The sequence below is a fragment of the Pseudomonas sp. B26(2017) genome, assembly GCF_002113045.1.
Lineage (GTDB): Bacteria > Pseudomonadota > Gammaproteobacteria > Pseudomonadales > Pseudomonadaceae > Aquipseudomonas.
This window is the reverse complement of the sequence record NZ_NEJJ01000010.1, coordinates 204,341-227,008: the sequence shown is the minus strand read 5'-3', so window position 1 is coordinate 227,008 and position 22,668 is coordinate 204,341. Positions and strand designations below refer to the sequence as shown.

Annotated in this window: 22 protein-coding genes and 1 pseudogene; 11 read left to right on the top strand and 12 right to left on the bottom strand. The window is 60.3% G+C overall.

What is annotated here, in order from left to right:
* Positions 1–3 precede the first annotated feature (3 nt).
* The 4 genes from CAF79_RS16995 to fabI are packed head-to-tail and all read left to right on the top strand — an operon-like array spanning position 4 to position 4,524.
* Complete coding sequence (locus CAF79_RS16995) at positions 4–1,077, top strand: microcin C ABC transporter permease YejB (RefSeq protein ID WP_085686478.1); 1,074 nt, start codon at positions 4–6, stop codon at positions 1,075–1,077.
* 1 nt (position 1,078) lies between these two features.
* Positions 1,079–2,098 carry an ABC transporter permease gene (locus tag CAF79_RS16990; RefSeq protein ID WP_085698849.1) on the top strand — a complete coding sequence of 340 codons (1,020 nt, stop codon included), beginning with the start codon at positions 1,079–1,081 and terminating at the stop codon, positions 2,096–2,098.
* Between the two features lies 1 nt (position 2,099).
* A complete protein-coding gene (locus CAF79_RS16985) occupies positions 2,100–3,710 on the top strand; it encodes an ABC transporter ATP-binding protein (protein WP_085698847.1) in 1,611 nt (536 codons plus the stop codon).
* A gap of 19 nt (positions 3,711–3,729) precedes the next feature.
* Positions 3,730–4,524 carry an enoyl-ACP reductase FabI gene (gene fabI / locus CAF79_RS16980; protein ID WP_085698845.1) on the top strand — a complete coding sequence of 265 codons (795 nt, stop codon included), beginning with the start codon at positions 3,730–3,732 and terminating at the stop codon, positions 4,522–4,524.
* A 45-nt stretch (positions 4,525–4,569) separates the two neighbouring features.
* Here the strand turns inward: fabI and CAF79_RS16975 are convergent, their stop codons facing one another.
* Positions 4,570–5,433 carry a LysR family transcriptional regulator gene (locus CAF79_RS16975; RefSeq protein WP_085698843.1) on the bottom strand — a complete coding sequence of 288 codons (864 nt, stop codon included), beginning with the start codon at positions 5,431–5,433 and terminating at the stop codon, positions 4,570–4,572.
* A 113-nt stretch (positions 5,434–5,546) separates the two neighbouring features.
* Here CAF79_RS16975 and CAF79_RS16970 point away from each other — a divergent pair, with 113 nt between their 5' ends.
* Entirely contained in the window at positions 5,547–5,972 is a 426-nt protein-coding gene (locus tag CAF79_RS16970; protein ID WP_085698841.1) for a VOC family protein, read from the top strand.
* 81 nt (positions 5,973–6,053) lie between these two features.
* Here CAF79_RS16970 and CAF79_RS16965 read toward each other — a convergent pair whose 3' ends face one another.
* From CAF79_RS16965 to CAF79_RS16940, 6 genes are all read right to left on the bottom strand, one after another.
* Entirely contained in the window at positions 6,054–7,019 is a 966-nt protein-coding gene (locus CAF79_RS16965; protein ID WP_085698839.1) for a sensor domain-containing diguanylate cyclase, read from the bottom strand.
* Positions 7,020–7,080: 61 nt separating this feature from the next.
* Positions 7,081–7,659 carry a hypothetical protein gene (locus CAF79_RS16960; protein ID WP_085698837.1) on the bottom strand — a complete coding sequence of 193 codons (579 nt, stop codon included), beginning with the start codon at positions 7,657–7,659 and terminating at the stop codon, positions 7,081–7,083.
* A 1-nt stretch (position 7,660) separates the two neighbouring features.
* On the bottom strand, positions 7,661–9,823 hold the full coding sequence (locus tag CAF79_RS16955) for a xanthine dehydrogenase family protein molybdopterin-binding subunit (protein WP_085698835.1): 2,163 nt from the start codon (positions 9,821–9,823) through the stop codon (positions 7,661–7,663).
* Between the two features lie 17 nt (positions 9,824–9,840).
* Positions 9,841–10,296, bottom strand: a complete 456-nt coding sequence (locus tag CAF79_RS16950) for a (2Fe-2S)-binding protein (protein ID WP_085698833.1) — start codon at positions 10,294–10,296, stop codon at positions 9,841–9,843.
* 136 nt (positions 10,297–10,432) lie between these two features.
* Entirely contained in the window at positions 10,433–11,116 is a 684-nt protein-coding gene (locus CAF79_RS16945; RefSeq protein WP_085698831.1) for a type 1 glutamine amidotransferase domain-containing protein, read from the bottom strand.
* Positions 11,113–12,045 (bottom strand): acetoacetate decarboxylase, encoded by a 933-nt coding sequence (locus CAF79_RS16940; RefSeq protein WP_085698829.1) that lies wholly within the window; start codon positions 12,043–12,045, stop codon positions 11,113–11,115. The genes CAF79_RS16945 and CAF79_RS16940 overlap by 4 nt, the downstream gene beginning before the upstream one ends.
* 227 nt (positions 12,046–12,272) lie before the next feature.
* Here CAF79_RS16940 and CAF79_RS16935 point away from each other — a divergent pair, with 227 nt between their 5' ends.
* Positions 12,273–13,103, top strand: a complete 831-nt coding sequence (locus CAF79_RS16935; protein WP_085698827.1) for an alpha/beta fold hydrolase — start codon at positions 12,273–12,275, stop codon at positions 13,101–13,103.
* Positions 13,104–13,141: 38 nt separating this feature from the next.
* Here CAF79_RS16935 and CAF79_RS16930 read toward each other — a convergent pair whose 3' ends face one another.
* Entirely contained in the window at positions 13,142–13,534 is a 393-nt protein-coding gene (locus CAF79_RS16930) for a GFA family protein (protein WP_085698825.1), read from the bottom strand.
* A 110-nt stretch (positions 13,535–13,644) separates the two neighbouring features.
* On the opposite strand from CAF79_RS16930, the gene CAF79_RS16925 reads away from it, so the two are divergent.
* The gene (locus CAF79_RS16925; RefSeq protein ID WP_085698823.1) at positions 13,645–14,793 is read left to right on the top strand and encodes a GGDEF domain-containing protein; all 1,149 of its coding nucleotides are present in this window, start codon (positions 13,645–13,647) and stop codon (positions 14,791–14,793) included.
* A 38-nt stretch (positions 14,794–14,831) separates the two neighbouring features.
* Positions 14,832–15,503 carry a bifunctional 2-polyprenyl-6-hydroxyphenol methylase/3-demethylubiquinol 3-O-methyltransferase UbiG gene (locus tag CAF79_RS16920; protein WP_085698821.1) on the top strand — a complete coding sequence of 224 codons (672 nt, stop codon included), beginning with the start codon at positions 14,832–14,834 and terminating at the stop codon, positions 15,501–15,503.
* Between the two features lie 16 nt (positions 15,504–15,519).
* Here the strand turns inward: CAF79_RS16920 and CAF79_RS29170 are convergent, their stop codons facing one another.
* The 3 genes and pseudogenes from CAF79_RS29170 to CAF79_RS16910 all read right to left on the bottom strand — a co-directional run bounded on the left by CAF79_RS29170 (position 15,520) and on the right by CAF79_RS16910 (position 16,214).
* Entirely contained in the window at positions 15,520–15,669 is a 150-nt protein-coding gene (locus tag CAF79_RS29170; RefSeq protein WP_170929737.1) for a hypothetical protein, read from the bottom strand.
* Positions 15,659–15,964, bottom strand: a pseudogene (locus CAF79_RS16915) (NnrS family protein); the annotation flags it as partial. The gene CAF79_RS29170 and the pseudogene CAF79_RS16915, both read right to left, overlap by 11 nt.
* 1 nt (position 15,965) lies before the next feature.
* Positions 15,966–16,214 carry a transmembrane sensor/regulator PpyR gene (locus CAF79_RS16910; protein ID WP_085698819.1) on the bottom strand — a complete coding sequence of 83 codons (249 nt, stop codon included), beginning with the start codon at positions 16,212–16,214 and terminating at the stop codon, positions 15,966–15,968.
* A 262-nt stretch (positions 16,215–16,476) separates the two neighbouring features.
* Between CAF79_RS16910 and CAF79_RS16905 the strand changes: the two genes are divergently transcribed.
* Positions 16,477–16,980: a VOC family protein gene (locus tag CAF79_RS16905; RefSeq protein ID WP_085698816.1), complete on the top strand. Its 504-nt coding sequence runs from the start codon at positions 16,477–16,479 to the stop codon at positions 16,978–16,980.
* A 35-nt stretch (positions 16,981–17,015) separates the two neighbouring features.
* Entirely contained in the window at positions 17,016–17,846 is an 831-nt protein-coding gene (locus tag CAF79_RS16900) for an AraC family transcriptional regulator (RefSeq protein WP_085698814.1), read from the top strand.
* A gap of 40 nt (positions 17,847–17,886) precedes the next feature.
* On the opposite strand, the gene CAF79_RS16895 is transcribed toward CAF79_RS16900, so the two are convergent.
* Complete coding sequence (locus tag CAF79_RS16895) at positions 17,887–18,258, bottom strand: DUF6124 family protein (protein ID WP_085698812.1); 372 nt, start codon at positions 18,256–18,258, stop codon at positions 17,887–17,889.
* Between the two features lie 738 nt (positions 18,259–18,996).
* On the opposite strand from CAF79_RS16895, the gene CAF79_RS16890 reads away from it, so the two are divergent.
* The gene (locus CAF79_RS16890) at positions 18,997–22,653 is read left to right on the top strand and encodes a hypothetical protein (RefSeq protein ID WP_085698810.1); all 3,657 of its coding nucleotides are present in this window, start codon (positions 18,997–18,999) and stop codon (positions 22,651–22,653) included.
* Positions 22,654–22,668 lie beyond the last annotated feature (15 nt).

Below are 22,668 nucleotides of genomic sequence, written 5' to 3'. Positions count from 1 at the left end.
CAGATGCTGGCGTACATTTTTCGGCGACTGCTGCTGATCATCCCGACCCTGTTCGGCATTTTGCTGATCAACTTCGTGATCATCCAGGCCGCGCCCGGCGGGCCGGTGGAGCAGATGATCGCCAAGCTCGAAGGCTTCGAAGGCGCCACCAGCCGCATTGCCGGCGGTGGTGCCGAAGTGTCGGTGGCCGGTTCCTCCTATCGCGGTGCGCAGGGTCTGGACCCGGCGCTGATCAAGGAAATCGAAAAGATGTACGGGTTCGACAAGTCGGCCCCGGAGCGTCTGTGGATCATGGTCAAGAACTACGCCCGGCTGGATTTCGGCGACAGCTTCTTCCGCGACGCCAAGGTCATCGACCTGATCAAGGAAAAGATGCCGGTGTCGATCTCGCTCGGATTGTGGAGCACGCTGATCATGTACCTGGTGTCGATCCCGCTGGGGATCGCCAAGGCCACGCGGCACGGCAGTCATTTCGACGTCTGGACCAGTTCGGCGATCATCGTCGGTTACGCGATCCCGGCGTTCCTGTTTGCGATCCTGCTGATCGTGGTGTTTGCCGGCGGCAGTTATCTGGACTGGTTTCCCTTGCGCGGCCTGACGTCGAACAACTTCGATGAACTGAGCCTGGGCGGCAAGATTCTTGATTACTTCTGGCACCTGGCGCTGCCGGTGACGGCACTGGTGATCGGCAACTTCGCGACCATGACCCTGCTGACCAAAAACAGCTTCCTCGACGAAATCAACAAACAGTACGTGGTCACCGCCAAGGCCAAAGGCCTGACCCGCAATCGCGTGCTCTACGGCCACGTATTTCGCAACGCGATGCTGCTGGTGATCGCCGGGTTCCCGTCGGCATTCATCGGCATCTTCTTCACAGGTTCCCTGCTGGTGGAAGTGATCTTCTCCCTCGACGGCCTCGGCCTGATGAGTTTCGAAGCGGCGATCAACCGCGATTACCCGGTGGTGTTCGGCACCCTGTTCATATTCACCCTGCTGGGGCTGGTGGTGAAACTGATCGGCGACCTCACCTACACCCTCGTCGATCCGCGCATCGACTTTGCCAGCCGGGAGCATTGAGATGAACCTGTCCCCTCTCAACCGCCGGCGCTTCGAACTGTTCAAGGCCAACAAGCGTGGCTGGTGGTCGCTGTGGCTGTTTCTGATCCTGTTCGGCCTGAGCCTCGGTGCCGAACTGATCGCCAACGACAAGCCGCTGGTGGTGCACTACGACAACAACTGGTACTTCCCGGCGATCAAGCGTTACCCGGAAACCACCTTCGGCGGCGAGTTCCCGCTGGAGGCCAACTACAAGAGCCCGTACATCCGCGAACTGCTCAAGGCCAAGGACGCGTGGGTGCTGTGGGCGCCGATTCCGTTCAGCTACCAGAGCATCAACTACGACCTGAAAGTCCCGGCCCCCGCCCCGCCATCGGCGGACAACCTGCTGGGCACCGACGATCAGGGCCGCGATGTGCTGGCGCGGGTGATCTACGGCTTCCGTATCTCCGTGCTGTTCGCCCTGACCCTGACCGTGCTCAGCTCGATCATCGGCGTCATTGCCGGCGCCTTGCAGGGTTTCTATGGTGGCTGGGTCGATCTGGCCGGCCAGCGCTTCCTGGAGATCTGGTCGGGCTTGCCGGTGCTGTATCTGCTGATCATTCTCGCCAGTTTCGTCCAGCCGAACTTCTGGTGGCTGCTGGGGATCATGCTGTTATTCTCGTGGATGAGCCTGGTGGACGTGGTGCGCGCCGAGTTCCTGCGCGGGCGCAACCTCGAGTACGTGCGCGCGGCCCGAGCGCTGGGCATGCAGAACGGCGCGATCATGTTCCGCCACATCCTGCCCAACGCCATGGTCTCGACCATGACTTTCATGCCGTTCATCCTGACCGGCGCCATCGGCACCCTCACCGCCCTGGACTTCCTCGGTTTCGGCTTGCCGGCCGGCAGTCCGTCGCTCGGTGAACTGGTAGCCCAGGGCAAATCCAACCTGCAGGCGCCATGGCTGGGCATGAGTGCGTTTGCGGTGCTGGCGCTGATGTTGAGTTTACTGGTGTTCATCGGCGAGTCCGCTCGCGATGCCTTCGACCCGAGGAAGTGACATGAATCAGGACAATCTGATCGAAATCCGCGACCTCGCCGTCGAATTCGGCCTCGGCGATCGCGTGCAACGGGTGGTCGAGGGCGTGAGTTTCGACATCAAGCGCGGCGAAACCCTGGCGCTGGTCGGCGAGTCTGGCTCGGGCAAGTCGGTGACGGCGCATTCGATCCTGCGCCTGCTACCCTACCCGCTGGCGCGACATCCGTCCGGCAGCATCAACTATTCCGGGCAAAACCTGTTGGGGCTGAGCGAAAAGACCATCCGTCACATTCGCGGCAACCGGATCGCAATGATCTTTCAGGAGCCGATGACCTCGCTCAACCCGCTGCACTCGATCGAAAAGCAGATCAACGAGGTGCTGGGCATCCACAAGGGCCTGACCGGCAAGGTCGCGACCAAGCGCACGCTCGAGCTGCTGGAAATGGTCGGCATCCCCGAGCCACACAAGCGTCTCAAGGCCCTGCCCCACGAATTGTCCGGCGGCCAGCGCCAGCGGGTGATGATCGCCATGGCGCTGGCCAACGAGCCGGAACTGCTGATCGCCGACGAACCGACCACCGCGCTGGACGTGACCGTTCAGCTGAAAATCCTCGACCTGCTCAAGCAATTGCAGGCCCGATTGGGCATGGCGCTGTTACTGATCAGTCACGATTTGAACCTCGTGCGAAGAATTGCGCATCGTGTATGTGTCATGCAGCGCGGTTGCATCGTCGAACAGGCATCGTGCGAAGAGCTGTTCCGTTCGCCGCAGCATCCGTACACTCGGGAACTGCTTGGCGCGGAGCCCAGCGGAGGCCCGGCAAGCAATAAAATCGGGGCGCCGCTGCTTGAGGTCGAGGACTTGAAAGTCTGGTTCCCGATCAGGAAAGGCCTGCTCAAGCGCACGGTGGATCACGTCAAGGCAGTGGACGGCATCAATTTCAGCTTGCCTCAGGGTCAGACCCTGGGGATTGTGGGAGAAAGCGGTTCTGGTAAATCCACCCTGGGTCTGGCGATCCTGCGGTTGATCGGCAGCCAGGGTGCGATCCGTTTTGAGGGCAAACAGCTGGATTGCCTGACGCAAAGCGAAGTCCGGCCGTTGCGCCGGGAGATGCAGGTGGTGTTTCAGGACCCGTTTGGCAGCCTGAGCCCGCGGATGTGCGTGAGCGACATCGTTGGCGAGGGTTTGCGGATCCACAGGATGGGCACCGCCGCCGAGCAGGAAGCGGCAATTATTGCGGCTTTGAAGGAGGTAGGTCTGGATCCGGAAACCCGGCACCGCTACCCCCACGAATTTTCCGGTGGGCAACGGCAGCGAATTGCCATAGCCCGGGCCTTGGTGCTCAAACCGGCGCTGATCCTGCTGGACGAGCCGACTTCGGCCCTCGACCGGACGGTGCAGCGGCAAGTGGTGGAGTTGTTGCGTTCACTGCAAGCCAAGTACAACCTGACGTATTTGTTCATCAGCCATGACCTGGCTGTTGTGAAAGCGCTGAGCCACCAGTTGATGGTGGTCAAGCATGGCCAAGTGGTCGAACAGGGAGACGCGCAAAGTATCTTTGCCGCCCCCCAACATCCGTATACACAGCAGTTGCTGGAGGCCGCTTTCCTGGCACCAGCCACTGCGCAATAACCTGAAAGAGGAGCAACACATGGGTTTTCTCGCCGGTAAGCGCGTACTGATCGTCGGTGTCGCCAGCAAGCTGTCCATCGCATCCGGCATCGCTGCCGCCATGCATCGCGAGGGCGCTGAGCTTGCCTTCACTTATCAGAACGAAAAACTGAAAGGTCGCGTGGAAGAGTTCGCACAGGGCTGGGGTTCGAGCCCTGAGCTGTGCTTCCCGTGCGACGTAGCCAGCGATGAAGAAATCGCCAAGGTCTTCGAAGAGCTGAGCAAGAAGTGGGACGGCCTGGACTGCATCGTGCACTCCGTCGGCTTCGCCCCGGGCGACCAACTGGACGGCGACTTCACCGAAGTCACCACCCGTGAAGGCTATCGCATCTCCCACGACATCAGCGCCTACAGCTTCGTCGCGCTGGCCAAGGCTGGTCGCGAAATGATGAAGGGCCGCAACGGCAGCCTGCTGACCCTGTCCTACCTGGGCGCCGAGCGCACCATGCCGAACTACAACGTCATGGGCATGGCCAAGGCTTCGCTGGAAGCCGGCGTGCGCTACCTGGCCGGCTCCCTGGGCCCGGAAGGCACTCGCGTCAACTGCGTATCGGCCGGCCCGATCCGCACCCTGGCCGCTTCCGGCATCAAGAGCTTCCGCAAGATGCTGGCCGCCAACGAAGCGCAGACCCCGCTGCGTCGCAACGTCACCATCGAAGAAGTCGGCAACGTCGGCGCCTTCCTGTGCTCGGACCTGGCGTCGGGCATCAGCGGTGAAATCACCTACGTGGACGGCGGCTTCAACACCACCGCCATGGGCAACATCGAAGAGTAATCTTCGCGCTGCCGATAAAAAGCCCGCCTGTTCAGGCGGGCTTTTTCATGCCTGCGATTCCAGGCAACGGGCAAACATCTGTTGAATCGGTTGAGAACGCTGACTGTAGCGCTGCAAAACCACCATCTCCCGATGAAACGTCAGTTCTCCCAGTTCGATCACCCTCACCTTCAGCGGATGCTCCAGCCATAGCCCGGCTCTGGGCAGCAACGAAACCCCGAGCCCGCACTCGACCATCTTCACGATCGCTTCCAGCTCATCCAGCTCCAGCGCTACGTGAACGTCTATCCGCTGCTCTCGCAGAAATCGCGTCACCAGCCTTCCGCCAAACGAATTACGGTCATAGCGGACGTGCGGCTGTTCTGCGAGCAATTGCAGCGGATCGTCGCCCTCGACGTCGGGCGGCACGATCAGCACAAACGGCTCGCGCCGGATCACCTGCGCCGACAACTCCTTGGGCAATTCGAACGGTGGCTTGATCATGATCGCCAGATCGACTTCCCCGGCATCCACCTGGCTCAACAGGTTCAACGACACACCCGGCACCAGCTTCGGCTCCACGCCCGGCGCCTGCTGGCGTAAACGCAGCAAGGCCTCAGGCAACAACCCGGTCTGCGCGGTGGCCACGGCACCGATTTTCAGCTCACCGCGAAACTCGCTGGCGTCTTCACTGATCGCCATGCGGCTGAAAGTGGCGAGCATTTCCTGCGCCATCGGCACCGCGCGCTGTCCGGCCGGATTGAGGATCGCCTGCCGCCCGGTGCGATCGAACAGTTTTACGCCCAGCGCCTGTTCCAGATTGCGAATCTGCGCACTGACCGCCGATTGCGTCAGGCCGACATGCAGGCCCGCCGAGGCAAAGGTGCCGTGCTGCGCCACTGCCAGAAAGGTTCTTAATTCACGCAGCATGGACACCTCGATTGATCGAAATAATTTGAGCTCGGCGCAAAAACTATCGTCTTTCAATCGAAATGCACAGCGTTAGACTCAGCCCATCCCAAACGCTGATCGAGACCAGCCCCATGCCACTCAGCCCCTTCCATCTGGCCATTCCCGTATACGACCTCGAAGCCGCCCGGCACTTTTACTGTGAAGTGTTCGGCCTGGAGGAAGGTCGTTCCAGCGATCACTGGGTCGACTTCAATTTCTTCGGTCATCAACTGGTGATTCACCTGGCGCCGAAAAACGCCTCACAGGAAGCCGCCCACACCAACGCCGTGGACGGGCATGACGTGCCGGTGCCGCATTTCGGTGTGGTGCTGGGCATGGAAGAATGGCACGCCCTGGCCGAGCGTCTGAAATCACTGGGCACGCGGTTCGTGATTGAGCCCGGCATTCGCTTTCAGGGTCAGGTGGGAGAACAGGCGACGATGTTTCTGTTTGACCCATGCGGCAATGCGCTGGAGTTCAAGGCGTTCAGGGATATCGGGCAGTTGTTTGCCAAATAGCAGCGTCTTCAAAGACGCTTCGCCAGCAGGCTTGCTCCCACAATCCGGGTGGCAGCGAGCCGGCTGGCGAAGAGGCCCGCACTAACAACGCTTCAATGCCTGCTTGTGCTCATACATCGCTGCATCCGCATCCGCCAGCAACTTGTCTACCGTTTCATGCCGTCGCGGGTCGTATTCGATCTGGCCGACACTGAAGCGAATCGCGTAACCCCGGTGCAATGTGGCATTGCGCTCTTCGAGAATGTCCTTGAGCCGCGCCATGATCCGGGTGGTTTCCACGTGACTTGAGCCAGTCAGCAGCGCCACGAATTCATCGCCACCCAGGCGCCCGACCACATCACTCTCGCGAAAGGCGATGCGCAGCACATCGGCGAAGTTCTTCAGCGCGCTGTCGCCCTCGGCATGCCCATAAAGATCGTTGATCTGTTTGAAGTCATTGAGATCGAAAAACAGCAGCGTCGCCGGTTTTTCCAGACGTGCGCAGGCGTCGAGCGCATGCTGGGCCAGCATCTTGAAGCCACGACGGTTGGACAGCAGCGTCAGCTCATCCATGCTCGCCATCTGCACGGCCATCAGTTCCTGTTCGGCCATGCCGGCCAGATCGCGCAACAAGGCGCGTTCCTCATCGTCAAGATCGCGGGGTTTGGTGTCGATCAGGCACAAGGTGCCCATCTTGTTGCCGTTGGGCACGGTCAGCGGATAACCGGCGTAGAACCGGATGTTTGGTTCCCCGGTAACCAACGGGTTGTCGTGGAAACGGTCGTCCTCTCGGGCGTCAGGCACCAGCATGAGCTCGTCCCTGAGAATCGCATGACCGCAGAATGAAACCGAGCGCGGCGTTTCGGTCGTGTCCAGACCCACGCAGGACTTGAACCATTGCCGCTCCTTATCCACCAGCGTGACCAGTGCGATCGGCACATTGAACAGGCGCTTGGCCAGTCGCGTCAGCCGGTCGAAGCGCTCTTCCGGTGCGGTGTCGAGCAGTTTCAGGTCCTGCAACGCTTGAATACGGACAGCTTCATTGGCGGGTTTGCCGGGTACCAGCATCACACACTCCTTTGACGTCGATGCAGTTGAGAGTAGCCCGAATCAGCGATCACTCAACCTCTCACCCGCCGACCACCGGACACGGCCCGCCCGCATCGGCCCACAGTTTGAACTGGGTCACGAAGATATCGTGCGGCACCGGAACCGGCGCGCGCCCTGCTCCGGGATTCCAGCCCCAGAGCACCAGTTTGTCCTCGCTGACGTGTTTGATCAGTGCGGCGAAATCCCGGTCGCCGTTGCTGGCGCGGTCCTTGATCATTGCGCACAAGCGGTCCGGCGGCAGACCGATCCAGGCCATTTTGTGGGCGGCGGGCGGCAGGCTCCAGTGCGGCGCGCCGGGTGGCGCGTGAGGACCGTAACTGGCCGGCGGATTGCTCTCGGCGTGGCAGGTGGCGCAAGGCAAACCAGCCGCGCCCTTGCCGTCCATGCCGCGCACCACGCTCATGGCGTGGGGAATGCCGGCGTCGAACTGCAACGGTGAATCGCCGGGAATGTGGCAGTTCTGGCAACGCGGGCTCTGGAAGACTTTCTGCACCGTGCCGAAGGCTTTCAAGGCTTCCTGATCGTCGGCAAACAGGTCCGACGCGTAACCGCCCAGTCCGACCAGCACCACCGTGCCCAACAACAGATGTCGTTTCATCTCACACCCCCGACAGTTGCAGCGGCAGTTCCCGCAAACGCTGCCCGGTCAGGGCGAACACCGCGTTGGCCACCGCCGGCGCGGTCGGCGGCACACCGGCCTCGCCGATGCCGCCGGGTTTGTCGGTGCTCGGCACGATGTGCACCTCGACCACCGGCATTTCATTGAGCCGCAACACTTGATAGTCGTGATAGTTGGACTGCACGACCTGGCCGTCCTTGAGCGTCAGTTTGCTGTGCAGCGCCATGCCCAGGCCGAAAGTGATGCACGACTCCATCTGCGCCGCGATGCTCTGCGGGTTGACCGCGACTCCGCAGTCCACCGCGCAGACCACGCGATGCACGCGGATCGCCAGATTGTCCTGGGACACCTCGGCGACTTGCGCCACATAGCTGCCGAACGACTCATGCACCGCCACGCCCAGCGCATGGCCGTCCGGCAGCGGCGCTTTCCAGTTGGCCTTCTCCACCGCCAGGTTCAGCACGCCGAGATGCCGGGCGTGGTCCTTGAGCAGCGTTCGTCGGTACTCCACCGGATCCTTGCCCGCCGCCGTGGCCATTTCATCGATCAGCGATTCCACGACAAACGCGGTGTGGCTGTGGCCCACCGAACGCAGCCACAGCACGTTGATCCCGGTGGTCGGCGAATGCAGATCGACCTGATGATGGGCCAGGCCCTTGATGTACGGGCTGTCCGAAACGCCTTCGACCGACGTCTGGTCGACGCCATTCTTGACCATGGTTTTCTCGAGCATGGTGCCGGCCATGATCGACTGCCCGACCAGCACATGCTGCCAGGCCAGCGGCATGCCGTCGGGGCCGAGGCCGATCTTCGCCTGATGCAGGAACATCGAGCGGTAATAACCGCCACGAATATCATCCTCACGCGACCACACGGTTTTCACCGGCATCGCGGCAGCCTTGGCCACTTGCACCGCTTCGGCGACAAAGTCCGAGGTCGGGTTGGCCCGGCGACCGAAACCGCCACCGAGGAACTCGGTGTGGATCTCGACCTGCTCCGGTTTAAGCCCGGTAATTTTGCCGGCGACCATCTGATCCAGCGTCTGGAACTGGGTGCCGGTCCAGATCTCGCACTTGTCGGCACTGATCTTCACCGTGCAGTTCAGCGGTTCCATCGGTGCATGGGCCAGGTACGGCACGCTGTATTCGACGTCGATTTTCTTCGCAGCCTTGCCGAAGTTGCCTTTGGCATCGCCAGCCTGCGCCGCCGAGGTGCCCGGCGTGGCCGCCAGTTTGCGGAAACTCGCCAACAGCTTTTCACTGCTCAGGTCAGCGCCAGGCCCAAGGTCCCAATCGACCTTCAGCGCATCGCGCCCGAGTTTCGCCGCCCAGTAATGCTCGGCGACTACCGCCACACCGGTCGGCACCTGCACCACTTTGTGCACGCCGGGGATCGCCAGCGCTTCAGCGCCTTCAAAGGATTTCACCGCGGCGCCAAACGCCGGGGCACGCGCGACCATCGCCGTCATCAATCCCTCAAACTGCACGTCCATGCCGAACTTCGCGCGGCCAGTGATTTTCTCCGGGGTGTCGAGGCGTTTGGTGGGTTTGCCGATGACCTTCCAGTCCTTGGCTTCCTTGAACGTGATCGACTTCGGATCCGGCACCGGCAGTTGCCCGGCGGCGTCCGCCAGTTCACCGTAGGTGGCGCGGTTGTCACCGGCAATCACCACGCCGGACTCGGTGCGGATCGTCGAGGGTGCCACGTTGAAACGCTTGGCCGCGGCCTCGATCAACATCTGCCGCGCCGTAGCGCCCGCGAGTCGGTAGCGGTCGAACTCCATCCAGGTCGAGGTCGACCCACCGGTGATCTGCATCCCGCCAAACGCGGGCATGCCGTAATCGGCTGCCGACGCCGGAGAGTGCTCGACACGAATCTTCGACCAATCGGCGTCCAGTTCTTCGGCGATCAACATGGTCAGGCCGGTCCAGATACCCTGACCCATTTCCGAATGGCCGAGCAGCACCGTGACGCTGTTGTCCGGGGCAATCCGCAGGAATGCGTTCGGCGCAAAGGCCTTGCCTTCATTTTCCGCTGCCGTGGCAAAGCGGTTGCCGCCGGGCACCACGAACACCACCACCAGACCACCGCCAAGCACGGCGCTGCCCTTGAGAAATCCGCGACGGGATACAGGACTGTTCATCACTCACTTCCCCTCGCTCAACCGATGTCGGCGGCGCGTTTGACCGCCACACGGATTCTTGGATACGTGCCGCAGCGGCAGATGTTGCCGGAGAGCGCCTGATCGATATCGCTGTCGGTGGGTTTGGGGATTTTCGCCAGCAACGCGGCGGCGGACATGATCTGCCCGGACTGGCAATAGCCGCACTGCACCACGTCCAGCTCGGCCCAGGCCTGCTGCACCGGGTGCGAACCGTCACTGGACAAACCTTCGATGGTGAGGATTTTCTGGCCGTGGGCCACGGCGGTGGCCGGCGTGATGCACGAGCGCAGCGGTGCGCCATCGACATGCACGGTGCAAGCACCGCACTGGGCCATGCCGCAACCGAATTTGGTACCGGTCAGGTGCGCGACATCGCGCAGAACCCAGAGCAACGGCATGTCCGCAGGGACATCGAGCTCCTGATCCTTGCCATTGATATTCAAGGTCAGCATCGGGGATTTCCTCAGACTCACGGTGTTCTGAAGGGCGCGGCTACAGCTTTCGATGGCTGCGCGCGCCTCGGCTTATCCCTTTGAGCTAAGCGCATTTTGACTCGACGACCAGTTGCCGCGACCACCGGTCATGGATCTACAGCATCGCGGCAACACGTTGCGCCGTAGCCTTGGCCGATTGCGGGTTCTGCCCGGTTACCAGTTTGCCGTCGGTCACCACATTCGACGTGAACGGCAGAAACGCCTTTTCGTAGCGTGCCCCGCGATCTTTCATCTGTTGTTCCGAGTCGTACGGTACTTTTTTCGCGACACCAGCCAACACTTCTTCCATCCACGAGTAACCGGTGACCTTGCGCCCCGCCACCAGCAGGCTGCCGTCCGATAGTCGCGTGTTGAGCAACCCGCAATAACCATGGCAGACCGACGAAACGATCCCGCCGCGCTCGAAGATCTCCCGGGTCAGCCGTTGCAGACCGGGGTCATCGGGAAAGTCCCACATCACCGCATGGCCACCGGTGAAGTAGATGGCGTCGAAATCCGCGCTGTCGATCTGTTCCGGGCTGGCGGTATTCGCCAGTAGCGCCATGCTGGCGGGGTCGTTCAGCCAGGCCTTCGCCGAGCGGTCGAGCATCGGCCACTTCAGCGCCCGTGGCTCCAACGGACTTTGCCCGCCCTTGGGGCTGACCAGTTGCTGCTCAAAGCCTTTTTCCGCGAACACCTGCCAGGCATGGGTCAACTCCCCCAACCACAGCCCGGTGGGTTCGGTCGGATCGGCATAGTGAGCGACATTGGTCACGACATGCAGGATACGGTGGGTCATTTGGCAGCCTCTCTCTGGGTAACACCGGCCTGACCGAACGCCGTCAGCGGCACCGGCAGGTTCAGCACGATCTGCGCGTCCTTGATCACGTCCAGCCGCAGGATCCGCGTAGCCCCGAGGCCATCGAGCAACTGGCTCAGCGGGCCGCCGTTGCGATCCAGCTGCACATCGCGGGGAAACAGGCGTTGGGCAAAGGATAGTGTGTTGCTCTGCACCACGCTCTGGTGCCACAGGCCATCGACCTGATGAATCATGGTGGCGGTGCTCATGCGCGATTGCGGCGTGACGTTTTTCAGGGTTGGCAACGGCGCTTTCAGCACCAGGTCCGGCAAGCCCTTGGGCCCGTCGATGTGGGCACTGACGCTGGTGCCGATGTTCACGTTGATGTCGGCGCGCCACTTGGGCAATTGATAGCCGTGCACGCCGCGCACCCGGGCGATTTCGGTGTTCACCGGCAGCGCCAGCACATGGGCGGTGAAACTGCGTCGGCGCATGGCGTCCATCAGTTCCCGCGCATGGGAGCCGCGGGCGCCGGGGCGACGCACGACAATCGCCACGGAGACTTCGTCGTACGGGTCGTTGTCGCAAACCGAATAGGAGAAAAACGTCAGCGCCACCAGTCCGTAACCGGGAAATGCCCGCAGCGGTTCAAGCGGCGCAGGCAAGGTGGCGCGCAGACGGTCCAGCGGCGCCAGGAACAGCAACTGCACGCTGCCGGAACGGTAATAGAAGTTCGGCGCCCAGGTCGGCCCGACTCTCGACGCGACCTGTAGCTTGGGAATGCGCCGGAAGAAGTCGATGTTGCCGGCTGCATTGTCCCGGGCCACTTCGTCGAGGTTGGGGTTCATCCGGAATCGGTCGTAGTAGCCGCCCTCCAGCACTTCAACCTTGTGCGTTCCGAATTCCACCTCTGTAAAGCGCTTGTTCATGTTCGCTGACCCTCTCGCTGATTGACCCGGCGAATGGCCGGTGAGCAAGAACTCTAAGGTTCAACCAAACTTTAAGGTCAAGCGCACAACGCCTATGACCCACCATTCACTCCAGCAATGACCGTTCGGAACTTGCTTGACCTTGAAGTGCACTTCAATCCTAGAGTTGATAACGCTTGTCATCACTCCCTTCGGGGTCACGTTCCGCATTTCCAGGAGTCGCAAACATGGGATTTGTCACAACGAAAGACGGCGTCGAAATCTTCTACAAGGACTGGGGCCCGAAAGACGCTCCGGTAATCCACTTCCACCACGGCTGGCCGCTGAGCGCGGATGACTGGGATGCGCAGATGCTGTTCTTCCTTGCTCAGGGCTTCCGGGTCGTGGCCCATGATCGACGGGGCCACGGGCGTTCGAGCCAGGTCTGGGACGGCCACGACATGGATCATTACGCCGACGACGTGGCAGCGGTGGTCAACCATCTGGGGACGCAGAAAGCCGTGCACGTCGGCCACTCCACCGGTGGTGGCGAAGTCATTCATTACATCGCCCGGCATGGCGAGGATCGGGTCTCCAAAGCCGCAATCATCAGTGCCGTGCCGCCGCTGATGGTGAAAACCGAGAGCAATCCCGGCGGCTTGCCGAAGTCGGTATTCGACGATCTTCAGGCGCAACTGGCAGCCAATCGCTCGCAGTTCTACCACGACGTGCCGGCCGGCCCGTTCTATGGCTACAACCGGCCCGGGGCCAAGGCTTCGGAAGCGGTGGTTCTCAACTGGTGGCGTCAGGGCATGATGGGCGGCGCCAAGGCTCACTACGACGGTATCGTCGCGTTCTCGCAGACCGACTTCACCGAAGACCTGAAAGGCATCTCGATCCCGGTGCTGGTGATGCACGGCGATGACGACCAGATCGTGCCGTACGAAAACGCCGGCGTACTCTCGGCGAAGCTGCTGAAGAACAGCACGCTGAAGATCTACCCGGGCTTCCCCCACGGCATGCCGACCACCGAGGCGCCGACGATCAACGCGGATCTGCTGGCCTTCATTCGCGGCTGATCATATCGGCCGGGGTCAGGCGCCCAGCCTGACCCCGCTTACTCTTCGGTTCGCCCCGTTCCCTCGCGATCACGCGCGTAGTGTCGGGCCAAAGGAAAGTCCGGCAGCCACGACTCGCGACGCACCGTCCAGAGTTCATAAGTCGGCTGCAACTGATCGGGCGCATCCAGCACACCCAGATTGACCTCGACTTCATCGCCACTGCGGCCGAACACCGAGGAGCCACAGCGCGGACAGAAATGTCGCCCCGCAAAGTCACGGGTTTCGCCGCTGATCGCCACCGCGTCCTCGGGAAAGATCGCCAACACGGCAAACAGCGCGCCATGGTGTTTGCGGCAATCCAGACAATGACAAACGCCAACCCTGTAGGGGCGCCCCGATGCCTCGATCCGCACTTCGCCGCACAGACAACCGCCGGTCACTCGGTCCATGGGACACCTCGTCTGAAAATGGAATATCCGGTGAGTGAAAATAGCAGCCCAATGGGGGGAACGCTTACAATCGTGGCCCATTAATACTACTCAGGCAGACCTGTTCTTTCATGGCGCTCGATCCTCTCACGATGCTCACCATTTCCACCGCCCTGGCCGCGGCGGCCGCCCTGTATCTGGCGGTCGAATGGCGCAGCATCCGCGAACCCTCCCTGCTGTTCTGGAGCGCCGGTTTCGCCACCATCACCGTCGGCTCGAGCCTGGCCCTGTTGCGCGCCAACGGTTATCCGCTGATCGGCATCTGGTTCGCCAACGGCTTGCTGGTGGTCGCGCACTGGCTGTTTCTGCTGGGGGTCGCGCGGTTTACCCAGCGCCGGTTGTCGCGAGCCTGGTACTTGATGTTCCTGCTGTGGCTGGCGTTGCTGCTGTTACCTGAAAGTCCATCGTGGTCAAAGATCATGCTGATGGCCAACTCGCTGCTGGTGGCCGCGTTGATGCTGCGGGCCAGCCTGTTACTGCGCCCGCATGGCAGTTCGCTGAGCATCGGCGCGGTGCAATTGCGTTATGTGCTGCTGATCCACGGCACGTTCTATTTCACCAAGGCGATCATCGCGGTAATTCCCGGCACGCTGATCGATCTGGCGTCGCTGCGCGGCGAGATCATTCAGATTTCCCTGGTCGAGGGCGCGATGGCGATCATGCTGATCGCGCTGTCGATGACCGGCACCGAGCGCTATCGTCGGGAAAAACAGATCGCCGAACTGGCCGCCCGGGATCCGCTGACCGCGCTGTACAACCGTCGCGCCCTGGAGGTCCGTGCACCGCGCCTGCTCGATGAAGTCTCCAACACCCGCCCCGGCGCCCTGCTGCTGATCGACATCGACAACTTCAAACTGATCAACGACCTGTATGGCCATACCGCCGGCGACCGGTTGCTCATTGCCCTCAGCGAAATGATCCGCGCGGTGCTGCCCAAAGGCGCGCTGGCGGCACGGCTGGGCGGTGACGAATTCGTGATGCTGCTGGGCGATGTATCCCACGCACAGATCATGCTGCTGGACAGTGCGCTGCGTGAGCAGTTTCAGCAGATGACGACCCAGACCTACACCACCCCGCAGGCCGTCACCCTGAGCATCGGCGCCAAGGTGTTCGATCAGCCGCCGGCCAGCCTCGCAGCGTTGATCGAGCAAGGTGACAGCGCGCTCTACGAATCCAAGCGCGCCGGGCGCAACCGCATTCAACTGGTCGACTACACCTGACCTATCCTTGCCTGCATCCCGCGATCCCGGAGTTTGTCATGTCCTCGCCTGAATCCACCCTCCTCCAGAGCTGGCACCACAACGCCCGGGCCTGGACAGAAGCCGTGCGCAGCGGCGCCATCGAGAGTCGCCGGCAAGTGACCGATCAGGCCATTCTGCTGGCGGTGATGGGACGCCAGCCCGAGCGCGTGCTCGATCTGGGATGCGGCGAAGGCTGGCTGTTGCGGGCGCTGGTCGAGCGAGGATTAGAGGCGGTCGGCGTGGACGGTGATGCGACACTGGTCGAGGCCGCGCAGTTGGCCGGTTCATCACCCGTGCATGTCGCCAGTTACGAAGATCTGGTTGAGGCGAAAGTCGAGATTGGCCGCGACTACGACCTGATCTGCGCCAACTTTTCCCTGCTACATCAGGACATCATCTCGCTGCTCGCGGCGATGAATGGCCTGCTCGCGCCGGGCGGTGCGCTGGTGATCCAGACGCTGCATCCATGGGCGGTGGCCGCCGGTGATTATCAGGATGGCTGGCGGGAAGAAACCTTCGACGGGTTCCAGGGCGAGTGGTCGCCGATGCCGTGGTATTTCCGCACCTTGTCCAGTTGGCTGAATGCGCTGGACATGGCCGGCCTGCAATTGACCGACCTGCGCGAGCCGCAGCATCCGCAAAGCCCGGTGCCGCAGTCATTGCTGATGATTGCCGAGCGTCGCGGGTAAAACGCTAGAGCCTTGGCTAGAGCAGGATCCCGGTGTAATGCCGTAAAAACAGCCCGAACCCCGCGCCCCAGAGCACCACGGACAAGCCGAGGCCAAGGCTGGAAAACGGCACCACCAACACCCGGCAACCCGCCGCGATCAACACCAGTGCAAACCCAAGCACCACGCCCGAGCAGCCAGACCGACACCAACGCGATCAATGCCCCGCCGCGTACGCCGGGAATGCCGGTCCAGTTGGGCACCGCAGTCAACAGGAATCCGCCAACAATCGCCGCCGCAAAACCAAACGGCATTTCATGCCGATGCCAGGCGAGCATGCCGCCCGTCGGTTGCAGATCGAACCAATGGCCGTAAAGCCACAGACCCCAGATCAGCACCGCCAGAGCGGCGAATCCGGCCCCGGCCAGAAACAGCGGCCGAAAGCCAAAGCTGAACACTGGCGCCGCCGCGAGTCTGCGCATCTCAGGCCACCGCCAGTGCGGGTGACTGGCCCAACCGATACTGCGACAGCAGGCGCATCACATAGCCAATCTTGATCAACGTCGGGCCGACGATGGTCATCGCATGCATCGCCACCAGCAACGCAATGGGCATGTGGCCCTGATACAGATAAGCGCCGTAGATTCCCGCCAGCAACATGACTAGACCGGCGACGAGCACTTTGCTCGACAGGTGCAGAACGTTCAGCGGATTCTCGAAGAAAGCGAACATGTTTTCGTACTCCTGAGCGGATCGGTTTGTACTCAAGACACTTCAACTTGCGTGCCAGATTATTCGCCCAGCAATATCAGTCAGTTGCGCAAACACGAGTCAATTTGACACAGACGAAAACAGTCGTTTTAACAAACAACAAGGTCAATACGACTACATCCCGTCCTCCTTGCATCCAACCATCGATCCGGGGCACAGCCAGCCGAGCACAGACTGGCTACGCTATTAATCCAGCGTGTCCAACCTGCCGAGGAAGACTGCCATGCAACGCTTTCAAAAACTCACGCCCTGCCTGTGGTTCGACGATCAGGCCGAAGCGGCGGCGAAGTTTTACTGCTCGATCTTCGACCACTCGAAAATCACCACCGTCACCCACTACGGCAAGGCCGGCCAGGAGTTTCACGGCCGCCCGGAAGGCTCGGTGATGACCGTCAGTTTCGAACTCGACGGCCAGACCTTCACCGGGCTCAATGGCGGGCCGATGTTCAAGTTCAATGAGGCGATTTCGTTTCAAGTCAATTGCCAGACCCAGGAAGAGGTCGACCATTTCTGGGGCAACCTCAGCGCCGGCGGGCCGGTGGAAGCGCAACAGTGCGGCTGGCTCAAGGACAAGTTCGGCGTGTCGTGGCAGATCGTGCCGGTAGCGTTGACGCACATGATGACCGATCCCGACCAGACCAAGGCGCAACGGGCGATGCAGGCCATGCTCGGAATGAAAAAACTCGACATCGCCGAACTGGAACGAGCCTTCGCCGGCAAGAGCTAATACACTCGGGCACTGGTCTGCCGAGAACCCCAACAATGAAAGCTGCCACCAAGAACCCCGAACAAGCCCCGCGCTTCTGGCGCGACGACGCCCTGCCCTTTATCGAAGCGCGGGCCATCGCCGACGGGCGTGAGGTCTGCTATTCACGGCACTCCCACGCGCACTTTTCCATCGGCGCGATCACCGCCGGGCGCAGCACCTATGTGCATGAGCAAGCCACGTTCGAAGTGGCGGCCGGTACCGTGGTGCTGATGAATCCGGGGGACGTGCACGCGTGTAATCCGATCGATGATCAGCCTTGGTCGTATTTGATGTTGTACGTGGAAACGCCGTGGCTGACTGATCTGCAGCATCAGTTGGGGTTCAGTGCGGAGCTTGAGTTTCGGCGGTTTTCCGATACCCACTTGAATGACGCCCGACTGTTTCGCGACCTGAATGCGTTGTACGCGGTACTGGTCGACGAGCAGCAAGACGTGCTGCGCAAACAGAGCGCGGCGGTGGAGTTTTTCAGTGACTTGCAACTGCGCCTGAACCCTGTCGAGCCATCGTTGCGCGAACCGAACTTCAAACTCGAACGCGCCGCCGACTTCATCCGTCAGCACTGCACCGATCTGCTCAGCCTCGACGACATTTGCGCCGCTGCCGAGCTGTCACCGTCCTATTTGATCCGCGCCTTCAAACAGCACTTCGGCATGACGCCCCATGCGTTTCTGGTCAACCAGCGTATTCAGTTTGCTCGCGAGTGTCTGCGTCGCGGGCAGTTGATTGCGGATGTTGCGCTGGAGGCAGGGTTTGCCGATCAGGCGCACTTTCAACGGGCGTTCAAGCAACATCTGGCGGCTACGCCGGGGCAGTATCGGGGATAACAACAAAACGGCCCGCGATGGGCCGTTTCGGTTTCAGCACTCAGACACGCGGCTCAGCCGCCACATCCAGATTATCCAGCACCCGGTTCACCGCCAGTTCCGCCAGCATGATCAGCTGCCCGATGCCCAACAGCACATGCCGCTGCGGCGCCTCGATCATCCCCGCGAAATCGCTGGCCATGGTTTTGGCCGAGGTCAGGGTTTCGCAGGCATCGGCCAGCAGTTCTTCGCTCGGGATGCCGGGGGCGATGAGGTAGCGAGTATTGGGTTTGAGGAGTGGTTTTCGGGGGAGCAGCGGATTGAGGTAATGATCGAGGGCGCGCTCGGCGGCTTCGTGGAATTTCTTGGAGTCGAGGGTTTCGTAGGGCGAGGTCGGGTCGGTTTCAGGCGGGTTTGGCGTTGGTTTGATCATGGTAAAACTCCTTGATTAATGGAGCTGCCAGGGTTCGCTGCGAAACGAAGAAAGGTGGCAGCTGTACGCGGGTTCGCAGACCGGGAATCAAGGAACCCGGCATACCCGAAGGTATCCCGCGCACAACCGCCATTACGCGATCAGCCAAATCAAGCTGAACGGAAACGGCGCGCTGGGCGCCTTGATTGATCCGGGCTGCGAAACCCGATCGCTGATTCGTCAGCGACCGACCCACAATAGAACCCGACCCCAAGGCCCACAAGCCGGCGGATTCTGGCGGATGCGTAGGCAAAGGCGCAAGGTTGCGTGGCTTTACGGACATAAACTTAAACACTCTTCAACGAGGGTTTCCGAAGGCCCGGAAACGACAAAACCCGCGCTCCCCGTTGCAAGGAGCTGCGGGTTTACATAGTGGGACTGGTAAATAAATGCGTCCCCTTTTTCCCCTCTTTTTCCTCCTTTTTCTCTCCTTTTTCTCTACTCAACTGTTTTGCCCAGCTGCCTTCCTGACTCTACACACCCGGAAAAATATACATATTTATCGCCCCCAACATCCCAGGCCTTTTAAATCAACCTTCCCCTCCAATCCGGACACCGTAAAGAAATACCTGGAACAGCAATCCCCACTAACTTTACGTTTTGTCGCCGTACTCTAAAAAGCCACTTTCACAAACACGACAATCAGAAAACGATCATCTATTTCTGTTTATTTCACTATTAGAGAATGGATTCCGAATCATGAAACCAACAGACAACTACGCTTACGATTCCACAGACTCACTTCAGAAAAAAAACGTAACCCAGACCATTACAAACTTTATCAGCGATGAATACGCCGCTGAACGCCTCGACTGGAAATGCAACGAAATCCTGGTTACGTGTATAGAAAACAGCGCACTCGACCGAGTTCATCGCAACGGTAAAGTGTCGCTTTCCATACTTCTGCGCCACGAGGATTTTCACTTTGTCCGCGCTCGGCGCCAGATTCCGGACAACGCGGTTTTTCTGCTGGATAAGCATGGGCGACTCTACTTCAGTTACCGAAACATGGTCGCCAGCAACAACCGGCCCGCGACCGTCTTTGTTTTTCCCCGTGATATCACCGCGGATGTCGCAGGGCTGGCGAGCTTTGACGACAGCCTCGAACTTCTGGCCAAGGTCGCGGAACTCACTGGCGGGTGGATCATTACGGGAAACGAAGTCACGGTCGGCCAGTGGCTGCGATTCAACGGGCTGCAAGTGCCGGATACCGAACAAGACACCCGCAACTTGCTCGATCTGTTGAACTTCTCGACATTGCCTGAGCCTCCGAAGTTCGGAAACTATTGGCAACTTCTGGACGCGCCCGACGAGTCGCCGTTCAAACTTGTGGGAAACAAGCGGGTCATGATTCTTGATCTGACACAAAGTTGCAGGCAGGGTTCTGAAGCCATCATCAATGGCCTCGGCAGACGTGTGCTGATTGAAAGCGTACCGGGCGACGGCGCTACAACCAGCACGGACTATCGCCTGCAGCAAGTGCTCGAAAGTGCGGCGTCCCGGCACGGGCAATATTACTTGTCGAAATTGGGCTGGCTTGATGAACCAGCAGCAACAAACCAAACGACTGAGCTGGCAGAACAACTGGCGGCTGCCGTGATCTTGCTGGACCTCGACCCGGGGCTCAATATCGCCAATACCCACTTCGCCGGCTTCGATCTGTATTCAAAAAGCTACTTCAAACAGCACCCCTCCCGGATTCGGGTCGACCTGGAAGCGCATCTGATCAAGAACCTGCACGTCGCCCCCCCACTCGCGCCGCTGGTGGCACAAATGATTTTGGCAGGCATGGCCCCCGAGTACCTTTTTCCAGACTGGCCGCCCAGCCTGCAGATGGGGACACCGGCCTGCGTGATCGCTACGCAGGCTATACATCTGGTTGAAGCGCTGGTTCCCGGCGCCAGCCGCAAAATGACCTATCAACATTTGATGGGGTTCAGCCAGTCGACTAAATCACTCGCGCCACTGGCGTCATTGCAGGCCGAGGGATCAGTGGATCCGGTGGTGACCTGGGCCTGGATGAACGGCCTCATCACACGCGATGCGCAAGGCAATCTCAAGCCCGATGACATCGAGCACGCCATACGCGAGTACGACCAGTACGTCGCCATAATGCTGGAAGCCACCGAACGTTTTTCCAGGCCATTGCCCGATCGCCGACAGCTCGCACTGCAAGAACTGAAGTCCCGCGAACCGGAATGCGACCCCAATGAACTGCTGGTCAAACATCGTGGCAGTGGCGGTGGCGCCGGTCGCAAAGTATCGGTGCTGGATCTCTACTTGGGTGACGAACTGCACACCCGGGACTGGGATCGCATCAAAGGCACCAGTATCTACAAGTCCTTTCCGAGGTTGCCCGATCTGTTTCCCGTTGCCGAGCTTTACGAAACGGCGACCGCCAGTCATTTCGACGCCGTCCTCGAAGGTCTGACGCGCAACATCCAGATCGCCATTTCACAGCTGTTTCCGGAAGATGCAGCGTCTATTGAAGATGGAGCGATCGGTATCTATTGCGTTCAGCAGATGAACTACAAACCGGCGAGAGTCACCGGTCGTTATGGCTTCAGCCCTGCCACTTACATCCCGGGAGAAACCGGCCGTTATGGCGTCATTCTCTGTGTACAGCATGGCTACGCCATCAAGTGTTTTGAGCTGTTTCCTCTGCGGATGGAGTGTCGGCACAACCCTGATCTGGAAACACTCTTCAATCCGCTGGTTTCCGGAAGCGTCTTCCAGCTCGACACTCGATTCACCGATCAGAAGCAACTCGAAAGAGCCCCCGTTGATCTACAGGCCTACCTGCAAAACGTCACCCCCAGGGCCAACGTCAAATCCAGAATCCAGGTGCGCAAGATTGGTGCGTTTGAAGCCCCCGACCCGTATAAAAACCGGGACGATCAAACACCCCTGTACCGATCCGCACGCGTGAAAGACCTGGGTTCACTGATCGCCAGAAAAAATCCGTATATCACCGAGCAGGAAATCCACCAACTGGGTCTGCAACAAACGGTACGGGAGAAGGCGATCGAGAAGACCGAGGCCATCTTCAACATGATTCTTAACCTGATCATCCCCTTCAAGAGCTGCGTCGAAGGACTGACGTCAGGGGATCCGAAGAAACAGGGTGGTGCAATTTTCGACTGCATTGTCGATGCCGCCGTTCTCGCAATGACCCTCTTCGCTGCGCCAGCGGCAATCGCTGCCGCCGCCAGTAAAGCCGCGAGCATCGCCGGCAAACTACTGTCGGCTTCGCGGGTTCTGGCCAGCACGGCCCTCAGTCTGTTCAACCCGTTATCCGGTTTGCCGCAACTGCTTAAGGTCGGTGGAAAACTGCTCGGCCGAGGTGTTGCGAAATTGAGCGGAAGTGCCCGCTCACTTGCGCACCAGGCGAAACAGCAACTGAGATACCTGACCGGCGCCAACAGTTATGACCTGCTCAAAGTCATTGATCACAGCGGCTCGGCAGCGCACGCGCGGATGTCGCTGGACACGGTTTCTCATGCTCGGGCACTGCTCAAAAGCGATGCCATCGAAACGGTACAACACGTCGTTACGCGTTTGAGCGACAAGAATTTCAAGCTGCCCAAAGGGGCAACTGAAACAGAATGGCGCCACCTCGCGAACAACGCCGTGAAGGAATCCGCTTACCAGTCGAAACAGGCAGGCGATCTGGAGTCGCTGATCGGTCGAGGGGCTTTGGAAGAACTGACAGAAGCATTCATCAAGGGCCACCCCGTCCAGCTCAACGATGCGCGCAGCACGGTGCAGGGTTACACCGAAACACTGGCTGTCCTCTACGAACTCGAGAGCAGAAAAGCCCGATACATGAAGGGCTATCAGCAAGACATTCTGAAACTGGATCTGGGCAAATCGCCGTACAACGACGTGATGCCGGAAGCGAGCTTCAATCCCCTTGGCTATACCGATCCTTCACAACGAGCCACCGCGTGGATGTTGAACGGCTCGAGCTCCAGCGGTAACGACTTCGACAATATCCTTGGGGTATTGCGCGATTACACCGCGAACAAGGCCCCCCTGAACGACCCGAACGTGATCAGGGAGATTCATCGAAAACTGGTACCGGATGCTTTCGGCAAAGTGCGCGATGCTGGTGCCCCTACCAGGTACGGCAGCAGCCCTACCGGGTTCGCGCTGCTCGAACAGCATCTGAAAAACCTGAACCCAAGCCATCCGCACTTCGATAAACAGGTATTGGGCGCGGTAGTCGGCTTTCAGGGCTTCGGTGACGGCAACGGTCGTACGGCCAGCGCGCTGTATTCGATCAGCCAACTGCGAAATAACCGATTTACGGCCATGCCGCCCCACGTTTTCCGGGAACTCAACGGCATTTTCTGACGATGCCCGATTGAT